Origin of the sequence: Haladaptatus sp. T7, assembly GCF_026008575.1 — an archaeon.
Taxonomy (GTDB): Archaea; Halobacteriota; Halobacteria; order Halobacteriales; family Haladaptataceae; genus Haladaptatus; species Haladaptatus paucihalophilus.
On the sequence record NZ_BROP01000006.1, the window covers coordinates 1 to 14,282 of the forward strand.

Sequence of the window (14,282 nt, forward strand, 5' to 3'; positions counted from 1 at the left end):
ACCACGACTTCGACGACGACGGCGACGGAAACTACCGACTCTTCCGAATGGGCGTCGACTACGATCCCGGAACAGACCTGCGAATCGAGGGGTTCACCGTCGACCAAACGGCGGACGACACCGGTATCCGTGTCATCGAGGCCGAGGTAACCGACGGGTTGACCATCCGCGATATCGAGATCGAGGGCAAACACGACAGTGGAACGTGGGGCCCGCTCCGAGCCGTCGTGCACAACTCGGACGGTAGCGGTCTCGTCGAACGGTTCGAGGCACCTGACGGCGGCGCGTGGGAAGGGAACACACCGAGCGATTCCCTGTGGCGTGGACCGACCGGTATCCTCTGCAACGAAGCGAACAAGGGAAAGATGACGTTTCGCGACTGTGTACTCGGAAGCTTCCCGGACAACGGGTTGTACGCCGCCAACGGGTCCGGTGCTATCCAGGTCGAAGGTGGTCACTTCCAGAACAGTCTGAGTTCGAACGTCCGTATCGGTGGCAAGGACAGTTACATCGAGAACGCCACTATCATCATTGACAAAGAGAGCGACAGCGGTATCGCCCAGCGTGGTCTCCGCGTGGAGGGAGGCGCCAACATCGTCGCACGGAACGTCGACATACGGACGAACATCGATAATAGTCCCGCAATTTGGGTCACGAGCGATGCGGACGACGTAACGGTTGTCGACTCCACTATCACGGCTCGAACCGATGGCACAACGAATGCAATTTTCATTCAGGAATCTTCGGGTCGAACGAGTATCAAGCGAACGACCGTCGATCACGAGGCGGGGGGTTCGGAGGCTATCAAAATCAAGGAGGGTGACCAGCCGGTTTCCCTCGAAAACGTCACCGTCACCGGGAACGCAGCGACCAAGGGTACCCGGAGTGCCATCCAGAACAACCGTGACGATAGCGAGTTCCGCAATCTGAAAGTCCACCACGGCGGTGAAGCGGGCCGACGGGCGCTGACGAACACAGGGAACAACGTCGTGATCTACGAAGGCGATTACGTCTCCGAAGAAAACGCGCTTGTGGAGGCCGGTAGCGGAACGATGATAGAAAGCGTCTCCGCACTCGCACGCAGCGGGAACGAGGCACTTCGCATCACGAGTGACGCCGAAGGAGTCACCGTCACGGACTCCCACATAGAGAACGGCATCGACGACAGCAGTCCGGACGGGTACGAAGGCAGCAACAACAGCTGGGAGTACGACGGCGGCGACGAGGACGACGGCAACTCCGGCGGAGATTCCAGTGGTGACTCCGGCGGTGACTCTAGCGGTGATTCCGGCGGAGATTCCGGTGGTGATTCTAGTGGTGACTCCGGTGGTGATTCTAGTGGTGACTCCGGTGGCGATACCGGTGGTGATTCCAGTGGTGATTCCAGTGGTGATTCCGGTGGTGACTCTAGCGGTGATTCCGGTGGTGACTCCGGTGGCGATTCGGGTGGCGATTCCGGCGGTGACTCCGGCGGTGATTCCGGTGGCGATTCCGGTGGTGACACTGGGGACGACCAGGACGACCGCTGTTGATCCCTGTAATCCTGGTCTGACGCTTCAAACTCTCTGTCCTTCTCTGCTGTTTCAGCCGTTCACTTCGTGAGCGGAAACCACGGATATATTACTCGTTCGAACGTTCGCTTAACCGTTCGATGTCGAACCCATGGTCGCAGAGGAACGCCTCCATCCCCTCCGTTGAATTCCATCTCTCACGTTCGATTCCGTACGGATTTGAAGAACGAATTCGGGTGAATTACTCGTAGTAGGCTTTATGCTCGACGACCTCGGCGAAGGCGACGTTAGGAGTGACGTTGGTGATTTCGACGGTGACTCGGTCGCGTTTCTCTGTGTCGGGTACGATGATCACGTAGCCATTATCGATGCGGGCGATGCCATCGCCTTTCTCGCCGACGCCATCGATATCGACTGTTCGGTGGTCGCCCTCTTCGACTGGGGCCGCCGAATGGCCCGACTGTCGATCGTGATTCTGTTCTTGGTGTGTCGAGGGTGCTGTCTCTGGTTCTGTACTATCCGCTGATGACGGATGTTTCAGAATACCCACGCGGTATGCGGCGTCTGGTTGGATGTCCCCATCCACAACTTCACGGGTCGGCACAGTAAGCGTGTATGACCCATCCTCTGCTTCAATTTTGCCGCTGAAAACACAGCGTAGTTCGTCGGGTATCTCCATCTGTCCGTCTCATTATCCCGAGAATATAAGAATCTGTGTTTGTGTCTACCGCTAGAGACGACAATACGGGTCGATAAGCCACCTCGGTTTTGACTACATTCGGTATCGTCCAATTAGCTCTTCTTTATCCTCTCTCAAATCCCGGGACCGGGATATCCAGTTTGATCGGTGTTCTGCAAATCGATTATGATTGGTTACTGATCACGGTGTCGTTCACCACTACCGTTCTCGACTTCGTTCACCACTATTATTTAGCAGATATATTATAATAGATTTAATTTCTAAAGGCAGTAATTATATGATTAGTATTCCACATGGATGAAGACCAACTGCTAGAAACGACTGATGAAGATCGCCTCCGTGAACTCATCCGAGATGAGCTCACCTCGATCGAAGATGAACGAGAAGAATCTGGGCCTTCTCTTTCACGGCGAGGTACACTCGCGACACTCGGTGTCGCGGGGGCCAGTGCGATGGGGCTGCTTGGCTCTGCCGGTACCGCAACAGCGGCCACAAGCGAAGACGTCGGGACGGCGAACAATCCAGTATCCAACGTCTACACACAGAATCTGTTCACGCCACAACTCAATGATGGGGTGTTCGTTGTCGGTGAAGGGGGCTACGACACGATTCAAGAAGCCCACGACGCCCTCCCGGCGAAGGGTGGCGGTGTCGTTCTCGTGACTGAAACCTACGACCGGACGAACGAGTCATATCCGATTCACTGGACCACGCGCGCCGGACTCGTTGGCGACGGTGTGACGAAATTAGGGGATGCATCAAACGATTCGGATTTCATCCTCAACGTCGACTTCACTGAAGACCGCAATGGTGACGGGAAGATAGATGACCCGAACGAAGCAGCTTACATTAGTCATCGTCCACCCGGCGCGTGGTTCGAGAACCTCCAAATCGAAGGTGGGAAGGTTGGTGCGTACATCCGATCAACGCGCTTCAGTGTCTGGAAAAACGTGAACATCACAGGTGCATACAACAATGGCTTCCGAATCAGCTACGATGGCTCGAACGCCATCAATAGCCACGCTTTCTTCGGTTGTACTTCGGAGAAAAACGGTTATGACGGTTGGTCTGTCTCCCAGACTGCCCACGATATCAAGTGGTATGGTTGTACCGCACAGCTGAATGGTCGCCACGGTCTGAACGTGGACAAAGCCTTCGCCTGCGCATGGGTTGGTGGTGCGATTCAGAACAACGGCAAGTGGGGTGTCCGCGCGACTTCAGCCCACGGTCTGACAATTCGTGATGCCTACATCGAAGCCAACTGTAGCCAGGATACGATTGACGATGCAGAGCTGAATCCACATAGCCTGTCTGCGGAGCCCCCGGAGTCGCAATCGGACATTCTCGTGGACGATGGTGGCGAAAGAGCGGTCTCATCTGCACAGGTGAACATCGCGGACTGTTACATCAACTCGGACATGTCGAACAACACGTACTCGATGATTATCAACGGCGGGAAATGCTGCACCTTCCGCGACAACATCGTCAGAAGTGGGTCCGACATGAACTGTATGGTCTCTATCTGGGAGGGTGTCGACAATGACGTGTACGAACCATCTAACTACGACGACTTAGAGGATGTCGAGACGATCACGAGCTCCGAGGATAATGGCACGCGTACTCGCTCGTTCGGCGTGATTGGTGCGGCGACCGGCGGTGTCAACCTCGCGAATGAGACCGGAAACACGCCTGGTGATTTCGGTCTGGACAATGGAACCAACACCAACGGAAACCCATACTATGCGGTCTGGGACGGATCGAACTGGATTTGTGCAGCTAGTCCGACCATAATCGCATAAACTCTCCCGCGCTTTTCCGCTCAAGTATTGCCGTTGTGTGTAGACAATATCGGTCTGGTGTATCAACTTGGAATTGTAACTAAAAATGAGTGATGGCAATTAAAAGCTAATGTCTCACATTATTAGGACGAACTCGTCGACACATCCTTGAGAACGATACCGACATTATCCATCGTAATGGATGTTTGACCAACTGTTTGCGTATGACCGTCGATGGTGAGCGTTACTCCATCGATGTGGATTGTCGACGAATCGATCGTAAACGCTCGGTGTTCAATCGAAGTGGTCGGGAGTCCCGCCCCCGACAGGTGTGTATCTTGGATCTGAATCGTTCCATCACTAATTTGAATCTGATGCTCTCCCCTCGCGTGTTCGTTCACGTGTGTTGCTGAATCGCCACTGGAGGCTGTGGCACCCATCGCTACGGATGTGAGGAGTACCACGCCCACAAGTAGACAACCCAGGCGTTGTATTCGTCGCATTGCACGTTGAGGGTTGCCACCGCTCTTGATAACTTCCGTCGACTGTTTCGATTTTCAATCGAGCTGTTATTTTCGAAGGATTAGTCACGTGGGATAAATGGTTCCCTCCTAACTCGTACAAATCGGGACTCTCATCCGCTCTATAGCGAATTTTGAAGAATCACGAAGAGGGTCATCGTTTAGATCGTTTGTATCTTTCCTATTCCATGTAATCTTTGTCCAGAGGAACATGAGATACTGCTCTACAATTGCGATGAAATTTTCTGGGTGTGATTTCGGATGCTCCGATTGGTTGATTACTCACCGCACTAGGTGTGCCATTACCCGGCACTTGTCTCCCCTTTACACTCCAAAAAGCAGGGGGAACGAACTCTCTCCCTACTCGTTTCGCTGCCGAGACGGCACAGAAACGCGCACAGGCCGAACAATGTGCCTTCGACGCCGATGTCCCCGGGCTCGTTGACGTCACCGACGAGAGCCACGAGAACCCCGCAAACCATCCGCACGTTATCTTCATCGACGACGTGACGCACGAACTGATGGCCTGTACGTACCCGCATCACGTCCACCGTAACGCCTTCTGCAAGCACATGGCCGCTGTCGAAATCGAAACCGACGACGGGACCCATTGAGTGTAAATGTCTATTCGATGATGTCTCTCGGCAGGTGTGACAAAATATGATCTCGCGACCGGCGAGATAACGATCTCGCTCGCGCCGATTGACGAAACCACCAGCTCTGGCGAGACAATCGCCATCACGAATAGGGACTCGTCCCATCCCGAATCACGGTTATCCAACCACGAGATGAGTATACATACCGACTTACTGAAAAACATCTCAGATATATTAATTAAGGTACGACTATATCGGTTCTCCGCGTTCTAGCTTCTCGGGTGGGGACTATGGCACCAGAGAATTCCACAGCAACTACAGACACCAACCAGTCCTAACTACAGCAGTGGGCACCACTGATTGCTGTTTCGTTAGCCATGTTCATCGTCGTCGATTCGACCATGATGAACGTGGCTATTTCGGCAATCGTGCGCGATTTGAAGACGAACGTCACAGCCGTACAGGGTGCTATCTCCATCTACTCGCTCGTGATGGCCTCCCTCATGCTCGCCGGTGGGAAACTCGGCACGATACGCGGCGTCAAACGCATGTTTACCGTCGGACTCGTCATCTACGGCGTCGGGACGCTCTTGGCGGCCATCAGCTGGAACGTCGGCATTCTCATGCTGGGCTGGTCGATTCTAGAGGGTATCGCAGCGGCGCTGCTGTTACCACTCGCGTTCACACTTATCGTTGCAAACTACGAGGAGAGGAAACAGCGGGCATTCGCGTTCGCGGTACTCGGCGGCGTGCTGACCACGTTCGCGAGTTGGCGCTGGGGATTTGGCGGCCAAGTTCTCGTCGTGCTGCTCACATTCCTTTTCCTGCCATACCTCGACGAACTCGTTACTGCCGAAAAAGGAGCCACGCTTGACTGGATCGGGACGCTGTTGTCGATTCTCAGCCTCGGTACGATAGTAACTGGCTTCCTGTTGGCTGGCCAGTACGGATGGTGGACCGCCCGGCGGCCGTTCAGCATTGCCGACGTCCAGTTCAACCCGGCCGGACTGTCGCCGACGCCGCTGCTGGTCGCGCTCGGCGTTACTCTTGTTGTCGTGTTCATCCACTGGCAGTATCGCCGAGAACGCCGCGGTGAGATGGCACTGCTTCGTCCCCGAATCTTCAGTAACGGCAAATCCCTCTCCGGTATTTCGACGTACACCGTTCGATCGGTGTTCCTCGCCGGTTTTCTGTTCGTCGTCCCGATTTTCCTGCAATCCGCGTTGAAGTTCAGCGCCTTCGAGAGTGGACTCGCTATCCTTCCATTTTCACTGGCGACATTCGTTGTCTCACTGGGTTCCTCGGGACTAAGCGACCGATTCGCCCCGAAACACCTCATTCAACTCGGGTTGGTGATAATCGGACTCGGCTTCCTCATGCTGTATTCGGTAACGAGTTTGACGATGACCATCACGACAATGATCGTGCCGATGGGCGTCATCGGAATCGGCATGGGGCTGATGATTGCGCAACTCGTGAAGCTTACCCTCTCGACAGTTGAGTCAGACGACACCCCGGAAGCGTCGGGCGTGACGAACGCCTTCGACTCGCTCGGAAACGCGCTGGGTACGGCCGTCATCGGCTCTGCGCTCTTCTCGTTCTACTACGGCGGTGTTGTCGATGGCGTGCTTCGTGCCGGACAAGTCCCGGTGACACCATCCGAACGCGAATCGCTGGTGGTCCTTCTCGAAGACGCGAGTAAGGTCGTTACACCACAGGAACAAGCAGCGTTCGTCGCAAGTCTGCCACCGGATGTACAGGCCGGACTGGCCGGACTCCTTGATACGACGATGATCAGCGCACAACAGGAGACGCTCCTGCTCATCATGTTATTCTTGCTCGCCACGTTGCTGCTCTCGTCATTTCTTCCAAAACAACAACTTCGAGAGACGAGCCCTGATGAACAGGTCGAATTGGAAGAAGAGCCGGCACGTGACCGAGATGTCAGAACTGCCGGCGACGACTGATTCGTTGCCAAATATCTCTCTGGTGATCCGATAGCGTGACGGAAAACCCCTCACGGGCCCATTCGAGAGTAGAACATCGGTAACAAATCGGTCGGTGGGACTATTGGAGATACAAACGATACCGAGTCATCTGTCACACTATCATCGTACGGGATTCAATGAGAGCAGCGGTTGTGTTGCGTGCCGTTGCGTTCCGTCTTCCAGATATTTCTCCAGTTGGGCTTCAAACTCGTGTTCGGTGATTTCTCCCCTCACGTAGCGAGAATGCACCTCGTTACGAGCGCCGAAAAACTCGCTGCGGCTCTCGCTCGGATCCTTATTAGGATATTAATGAGGAGCACGGACTGTAGTGTCTGAAACGGCACTGTCTAGTTTAGCTCCTCTTCGACAGGCGTTCGGTTGTTGAGCGATTGATGCGGTCTCTGATGGTCATTGTAATGCACAAACTGTCCAATACAGCTCCGGACGATCGGCCGACCGACCATCCACAACGTATGGAAGCGGTTGATGAGATATTTGAGCGTATGAAATCACGTTTCGATCATATTCTTGTCTGTGTATTTAAGCCAACCGTGAAACGAAATTCGAAAGAGAGCGATTGATAGCTGTAGTCCTCGGCGAGAAACACAGCCCTCGAAAAGTCGTATATGTCGGCTAATTTATCCAGAAACGAAGCGCCGGGTCAGTGCCATTCCGATCAAACACTGTGACATCGAACAACAGTTTTGTTTCGGTGATTATTGTATTGTATACACAAGACTATCCTCCGTTGATTTTGACAGCGGTTTCGTCCACCGCGACCCGCGTCGGCGTCGCCGATGTCGCCGCTGACGGGTCGGACACGCTGTTAACCAGTCGATGTACCACTGGAAAATCGCTTGACGTGAGCGATTTACCCTGAAGGGCACAAGAATTGCTTTTGTCTCCCTGAGTGAACACCCGACCACGTTCCCCCCATTCAAGATTCGCGGTTTCTAACGTCTCGCTGAACAGTTCTTGGTCGAGCAAAGCGCTAAATCCATGAACTGATCCCTTCTTAAGCTGGCTTAACTAGACAGTACCGAATCGACCGTTCTATAATAGGTTGAAAGTGTAGGAAAATCGAATAGACCCGTGGAAAACGACTGCCAAGGTGAACACAAAGCAGAGAAGGTGGTCGTACGCCAAGAGTCACGTCCAAGTCGTCGATACGAAAGCTAACGACCCTCAGCTGAACTCTGGTATTACTTCGTCAGCGAACAGTTCCAATCCGGAATGATCGGGAAAGTCGACGAACCAGCCCTGAAACTTCGTTACACCACGATCGATGCGGTCCTCGATAGCTGCCGCACACTCTTCAGGGGTGCCCATGACAAAGTAGTTCCGGGCGTCGTCCTCCGTCTCGATATCCGGTTGGTCTGTGTATTCCTCCTCGAACTGGATCGGCAACATCAAATCGAGTATCCGATCAAGCTTCTTCTCGTCCCGGGTACAGATTATATGGCCATCCCACGAATACGTAATCTCGTCCGGATCACGACCGACCGTCTCACAGTGGTCCTCGATAACACCGATTTTTCGGTCGAGGGTTTCTGCGTCGCCGTTGAACACGTCCGTATTCCAGATGTCTGCATGTTTTGCAACGAGTTTCAATGTCACCTCTTCTCCCTGCCCACCGACCAGAATCGGCGGATGCGGGTCCTGAACGGGACCGGGTTCGCAGTATGCGTCCTCGATAGCATAGTGATCTCCATCGAACGAGACAGGGTCGGTACCGGCTTCCCACATGCGTTTTATGAGTCGGATGGACTCGTCGAGGCGCATCAGCCGCTCGAAGCCATCACGGTACTCCCAGCCGTACGCGTCGTACTCGGATTCATGCCACCCGCCCCCGAGGCCCAGTTCGAGGCGACCGTCCGAAACCACGTCGAGCGTCGAGGCCATCTTCGCTACGAGTGCGGGATTACGGTAATCATTACAGAGGACGAGCGATCCGACGTTCACATTCTCGGTAAAGCCGGCGATAGTGGAGAGTAGCGTCCAGCATTCGTATTCGGCGTGGTCCCGACCGAGAAACAAGTGATCGGGTGCCCAAACAGCGTCGAACCCGAGATTCTCGGCTTTCCGAATGCCTGCTTTCGTCGTCTGCCAGTCGAGTTCCTCATAACAGGGTGTGTCACGATGGATGGGGTCGGTCTCCTCTTCGGGCGCACCAGCGAACACCGGAATATTGTATTCGAAGCTGATGTCAGGCATCGTTCTGGTCCACAGCGAAGTGATTAAGGGCGTCGCGGTTCAGCTCCGCGCTTACACCAGGGCCATCGGGGAGCGGTATCGAACCGTTCTCAGCGTTTGGCGGGTTCGCGTAGATGGCATCGGCGTACGTCGACTCGCGATCCTCGGCCTCCTGCTGGCGCTCCTTGTACCATTCCGGGATGGGGAAGTACTCCGCTAGCGGCATATTGTCCGAGGCGGCAATACAGTGAAGTGTCGGATTCGTTCCGGAGTGGGGAATTACCGGCACGCTATACGTGTCGGCGATGTCCGCGATGCGCATCATCTCGGTAATACCCCCCACACGGTGGACGTCGGGTTGGAGAATATCGACGGCACCCCGTTCGAGCAGTTCCTTGTGTCCGAAGCGCGTGAACTCGTGTTCTCCACCCGAGATCGGGGTATCGACGGCATCGCGTATTTCCGCGTAGCCGTCGATATCGTCCGGGATAACCGGTTCTTCGACCCAGGCCATATCGTACTTGTCAAGTCGATTGATCATCTTCTTGGCGTACCGGACGTTCCATCCCATGTATACGTCGCCCGCGATATCGATATCGTCACCTACGGCGTCGCGGACAGTTTCGACGATTTTCTCGTTTTCCTCCATGCCCGCCCGTCCGGCCTCGGGGCCGTATCGGAAGCGGAGTTTCATCGCGTTGAATCCCGCCTCGACGTAGTCGACGGCCTCCTGGGCGAGTTTCTCGTGATCAACGGGATGGAGATTACTCGCATAGCTTGGAATCTCGTCGTTGATCGGACCGCCAAGCAGTTCGTAGACTGGTTTGTCGACCTCTTTGCCGGCGATGTCCCAGAGTGCGATGTCGACCGCACTGATGGCCTCGATAGCTGCCCCCTTCCGACCAAACGGAATCGTTGCGCGGTACATCATGTCCCAGAGCCGCTCCCGTTGACGAGGATCCTCACCCTCGATGAGTTTCGAGAGCGTCTCGTCGATGATCGTTTCGATAGCACCCGTTGCCCAATTCCCATGTCCGACGCCGGTGATCCCCTCGTCAGTCTCAATCTCGACGACGACGTCCCCGACGGGGCCCATCCATTTGCGACGGGCTTGTGGGTTGTCGCCGTCGGCGTTGTTGTACTCGTCGAACTTGCTCATGACTGTGACGAGCGGGAATTCCACGAATTCGCCCCAGGAATCGGTGCTGACCTTGGTAACAGAAATGTCGGTGATTTGCATGGTTTTGTGGTGGATCTCGATGCGGTGGTCCGCATCTAAATATGCTAGCAACTCCATCATAAATGTTTGTACGTCGCTGCTTGATTTCCTGTTCCATTTCTTAACGTCCCAAGCTATAAGTTTACTACCGCAAAACAGTGTAGAAACGCTCGCCTTCCCGGAGAGCGTAGTACCAACAATGAAAGCTATCGTTCAAGCTGGAGCCGAGTCTGTCGAACTTCAGCAACGAGACCGTCCGGAACCGAACAACGATGAGGTCCTTATTCGCGTCCACACCGCGGGACTCTGCGGAAGCGACGCACACGCCTACCGTTACGAAGGCGGGTACGAATGGATACCGATCCCACGAATAATGGGCCACGAGTACTCGGGAGAAGTCGCCGAAGTCGGTGACGACGTAAACGAGTTCGAGGTCGGCGATAAAGTCGTTGAGGAGCCAATTCACGACTGTGGCACCTGCTTCCAGTGTAAGAACGGCCAACCGAACGTCTGTCAGAACTTCTCAATCACAGGGATGCATCGCGATGGTGCGTATACTGAATACGTCACCGTCGCCCCACAACACCTACATGCAGTTCCCGACGACGTTCCACTCGAACACGCTGCAATCACGGAACCGACGAGCATCGCGGCGCGAGCCGTCCTTACACAATCGATAACCGAACCCGGCCATAACGTCCTGGTCGAAGGACCGGGCCCTATCGGTGTTCTCACGGCGTGCGTTGCCGACTCACTAGGAGCGAACGTCACAGTTTCGGGGCTCGGCCCCGACGCAACGTATCGTCTTCCACTCGTCAATGATCTCGGAATTGCTACGCTGAACCTTGACGAGGACGACCTCGACGAGCGAACTGCCACTGTTACTGACGATGTGGGATTCGATGTCGTCTTCGACACTACTGGCCACAAATCCGGCGTCGAGATGGCCGTCGAACAGGTGCGGAAGGGGGGTCAAATCGTCGTCGTGGGACTTCCCGGAGAACCCAGTGAACTATTCATGACGCCACCCGTCCGCGGCGAAGTCGACATCAACACCTCCTACGGATCCACCTGGCGGAACTTCGAACAGGCGCTTCGGCTGATGGAAAACGACGCCGTGGACGCGGAGACCATCGTTGACCCCTCTTTCTCGACGGACGATCCCGAGACTGCATTCGAAGCTTTCCTCAATTCGGAGACCTGCAAGCCGGTGTTCTCGTTCGGGGAGTGACAACGAGTTCCAGCTAAGATTTGTCGCTCGTTAAGTCTCACTCGGTGTATTCTACTAAGTTATTTGATTATTTCATTCGGTACACTTCCTCCATCCATATACCGCTGTTATCATCCTCCAGAATCGGATCCATTATTTCATTCCAGTCGGATTGTGCCTTGCTCGTCTCCATTACTCGCTTGATTATCTCCGGATTTTCGACCTCCATGTAACCGAACACGTGTCCATCCTTCTCGAAGCAACTGTACTGCACGATGTCTGCACCAGACGAGAGATAGGCCTCCTCGAGCGCGTCTGGAACATTCTCGTGTGCTTCGTGGTAGGCGGCGCGCTGTCCGTCACTGATTTCGAGGTGGAACGCGATTCGTTCCATTGCGGACAAGCATATTCATGGTGAGTACATAGCATTTACGTCCAGCCACTAATTGAGGAAAAGTTTAGGTCACATCACAGAGACTATTGTGACGATGGTCATCGATAGTCACACACACGCATGGGGACTGCCCAGTCAGGACCACCCGTGGGTAAACGGCGATATCATCGAACTCGTCGATACGTTCTCGACGGACGCGGGCTACACCGCCGACAAACTGCTCGCGGACATGGACGAAGCGGGCGTTGACGAAGCAGTGGTCGTCGGCTATCCGATCTGCGAGTGGACGGACAACTGGTACACGATCAGGGCAACCGCTGAGTACGACCGTCTCTCGGGCATCGTGATGATCGATCAGTTCGCGGACGACGCCGTCGCCAACCTCCGGAGCGCGATGGCTAACGACGGCGTCCTCGGCTTCCGCCTCGGTGCCATCTGTCCGTACGACCGGATGTGGGAGACGTTCGACCCGACCGTCGACTGGCTTCGAGACGTCATCGACGAAACCGAATTTTGGCAGGCTGCCCGCGAGACGGATGCCACCGTCCAGATACTCGCACACGTAGACCAACTCGATCAAGTTCTCGAACTCGTAGACGCCTACCCGGAGCTTACGTACCTCCTCGATCACTTCTCGCACGCCGACCCGAGTGAGAAGCCCGGTGACTCTGCGTTCGCCGCGTACGCCGACTTTTCTGAGTACGACAACGTCTACGCGAAAGTGTCGGAGGTCCAGCACCGCTCTGCCGAGGAATATCCGTACTCGGACATGCACGACCACGTACGGTGGTTACTTGACAAATTCGGACGTGAGCGTGTCATCTGGGGCGCTGACTTTCCGAATGTCAGCGATGTCGCTACCTACGATGAGTGTGTCACGTGGCTCGAGCACGTCGACGAACTCAGTACGGGTGATATTAACTGGCTTCGTGGGCGCTCTTTTGAGCGTGCCTTGAGTTAATACGCTTCAGACTTCCACTTCGCTGGTGGTTCCGGTTTCGCTTGTTTCTGAGCCGAGGCGGCCCTTGATGAGTCGTTCCGTCTCCCGCTCGAAGATGTAGACGTGTTCTGGAGCGATTGTGAACTCTATCGCCTCGCCTTCAACGATTTCGTGGAATTGGGTAATAGTTGCAGTTATATCACCATCTGCCGCTTCGGCATGCACGATTGCCTCCGTTCCCAGCGGTTCGATGACGCGAACGCTGCTTTCGAGGACTGGGCCACCGTGTCCTTGGACTCGGGCGCTGCTCGCGTTTAGAAAGAGATCCTGCGGACGGAACCCGACCGTAACTTCGCTAGTATCAACGTCGGCAGGAAGGAGCTCTGCAGGGATTGTGAACGAACTGTCGGCAAGTTCAACGCGATAGGTCTCGCCCTCATCGGTCATCTTGGCGTCGAAGATATTCATATCGGGACTGCCGACGAACTGGGCAACGAACAGGTTGGTTGGTTCGTTGAAGATCTCCGATGGCATCCCGAGTTGTTGCAATTCCCCATCTCGAAGAATGGCAATTTTGTCCGCAATAGTCATCGCTTCTTCTTGATTATGCGTTACGTACGCGGATGTGATTCCCATCTCTGACTGGAGTTCGACGATTTCGGTTCGCATCGACTTCCGGAGTTGTGCGTCGAGGTTCGCCAGCGGCTCGTCGAACAAAAAGAGCCGTGGTTCCCGAACTATCGCACGACCAAGGGCAACGCGTTGCTTCTGCCCCCCCGAGAGGGATGCTGGCTTTTTATCGAGTAAATCTGAGATTCCCAGCATTTCTGCGACATCGTGGACCGTTTCAGTGATCTCGGCCGACGAGAGGTCGTTGTCTTCACGCTCCAGTCCGAAGCCGAGGTTCTGCTCGATGGTCATATGCGGGTAGAGTGCGAAATCTTGGAACACCATTGCGACATCGCGGTTCCTGGCTTTCACATCGTTAACTCGGATATCATCGAATGTGATTTCACCCTCCGAGGGTTCCTCGAGTCCCCCGATCATACGGAGGGTAGTTGTCTTTCCGCAGCCGCTCGGACCGAGGAGAACGAGAAATTCACCGTCATCAACTGTGAGCGAGAGATCATTAACGGCGACAACCTCTCCACCGGGGCTGTCGAATCGCTTGGTTACGTCACTAATTTCTAGCCGAGTCATAAGAGAACAATGTTCTCTCCCCCCTATTAAAA

General features: G+C 54.8%; 11 protein-coding genes and 1 pseudogene. 6 read left to right on the plus strand and 6 right to left on the minus strand.

Annotation, left to right across the window (positions count from 1 at the left end):
- Nucleotides 1-1,532, plus strand: a 1,532-nt coding sequence (locus tag OPC11_RS15850) for a hypothetical protein (protein WP_264782536.1), incomplete at its 5' end; no start/stop codon positions are given.
- A 220-nt stretch (nucleotides 1,533-1,752) separates the two neighbouring features.
- Here the strand turns inward: OPC11_RS15850 and OPC11_RS15855 are convergent.
- Complete coding sequence (locus tag OPC11_RS15855; RefSeq protein WP_264782537.1) at nucleotides 1,753-2,190, minus strand: TRAM domain-containing protein; 438 nt, start codon at nucleotides 2,188-2,190, stop codon at nucleotides 1,753-1,755.
- A gap of 314 nt (nucleotides 2,191-2,504) precedes the next feature.
- Between OPC11_RS15855 and OPC11_RS15860 the strand changes: the two genes are divergently transcribed.
- From OPC11_RS15860 to OPC11_RS15870, 3 genes are all read left to right on the plus strand, one after another.
- Nucleotides 2,505-4,010 (plus strand): hypothetical protein, encoded by a 1,506-nt coding sequence (locus OPC11_RS15860; protein WP_264782538.1) that lies wholly within the window; start codon nucleotides 2,505-2,507, stop codon nucleotides 4,008-4,010.
- Between the two features lie 796 nt (nucleotides 4,011-4,806).
- A complete protein-coding gene (locus OPC11_RS15865; RefSeq protein WP_264782539.1) occupies nucleotides 4,807-5,124 on the plus strand; it encodes a hypothetical protein in 318 nt (105 codons plus the stop codon).
- A gap of 359 nt (nucleotides 5,125-5,483) precedes the next feature.
- Nucleotides 5,484-7,073: an MFS transporter gene (locus tag OPC11_RS15870; RefSeq protein WP_264782540.1), complete on the plus strand. Its 1,590-nt coding sequence runs from the start codon at nucleotides 5,484-5,486 to the stop codon at nucleotides 7,071-7,073.
- Between the two features lie 368 nt (nucleotides 7,074-7,441).
- Here OPC11_RS15870 and OPC11_RS15875 read toward each other — a convergent pair.
- The 3 genes and pseudogenes from OPC11_RS15875 to OPC11_RS15885 all read right to left on the minus strand — a co-directional run bounded on the left by OPC11_RS15875 (nucleotide 7,442) and on the right by OPC11_RS15885 (nucleotide 10,527).
- Nucleotides 7,442-8,081 (minus strand): annotated as a pseudogene (locus OPC11_RS15875) (DDE-type integrase/transposase/recombinase).
- Between the two features lie 198 nt (nucleotides 8,082-8,279).
- Nucleotides 8,280-9,308, minus strand: coding sequence for an LLM class flavin-dependent oxidoreductase (locus OPC11_RS15880; RefSeq protein ID WP_264782541.1), 1,029 nt, complete (start codon nucleotides 9,306-9,308; stop codon nucleotides 8,280-8,282).
- On the minus strand, nucleotides 9,301-10,527 hold the full coding sequence (locus OPC11_RS15885) for an enolase C-terminal domain-like protein (RefSeq protein ID WP_264782731.1): 1,227 nt from the start codon (nucleotides 10,525-10,527) through the stop codon (nucleotides 9,301-9,303). Before OPC11_RS15885 ends, OPC11_RS15880 begins: the two co-directional genes overlap by 8 nt.
- Nucleotides 10,528-10,705: 178 nt before the next feature.
- Between OPC11_RS15885 and OPC11_RS15890 the strand changes: the two genes are divergently transcribed.
- Nucleotides 10,706-11,737, plus strand: coding sequence for an alcohol dehydrogenase catalytic domain-containing protein (locus OPC11_RS15890; protein WP_264782542.1), 1,032 nt, complete (start codon nucleotides 10,706-10,708; stop codon nucleotides 11,735-11,737).
- A gap of 67 nt (nucleotides 11,738-11,804) precedes the next feature.
- Here the strand turns inward: OPC11_RS15890 and OPC11_RS15895 are convergent, their stop codons facing one another.
- A complete protein-coding gene (locus OPC11_RS15895) occupies nucleotides 11,805-12,110 on the minus strand; it encodes an L-rhamnose mutarotase (protein ID WP_264782543.1) in 306 nt (101 codons plus the stop codon).
- Between the two features lie 94 nt (nucleotides 12,111-12,204).
- Between OPC11_RS15895 and OPC11_RS15900 the strand changes: the two genes are divergently transcribed.
- On the plus strand, nucleotides 12,205-13,071 hold the full coding sequence (locus OPC11_RS15900; protein ID WP_264782544.1) for an amidohydrolase family protein: 867 nt from the start codon (nucleotides 12,205-12,207) through the stop codon (nucleotides 13,069-13,071).
- A 6-nt stretch (nucleotides 13,072-13,077) separates the two neighbouring features.
- Here the strand turns inward: OPC11_RS15900 and OPC11_RS15905 are convergent, their stop codons facing one another.
- A complete protein-coding gene (locus OPC11_RS15905) occupies nucleotides 13,078-14,250 on the minus strand; it encodes an ABC transporter ATP-binding protein (RefSeq protein ID WP_264782545.1) in 1,173 nt (390 codons plus the stop codon).
- Between the last annotated feature and the right edge of the window lie 32 nt (nucleotides 14,251-14,282).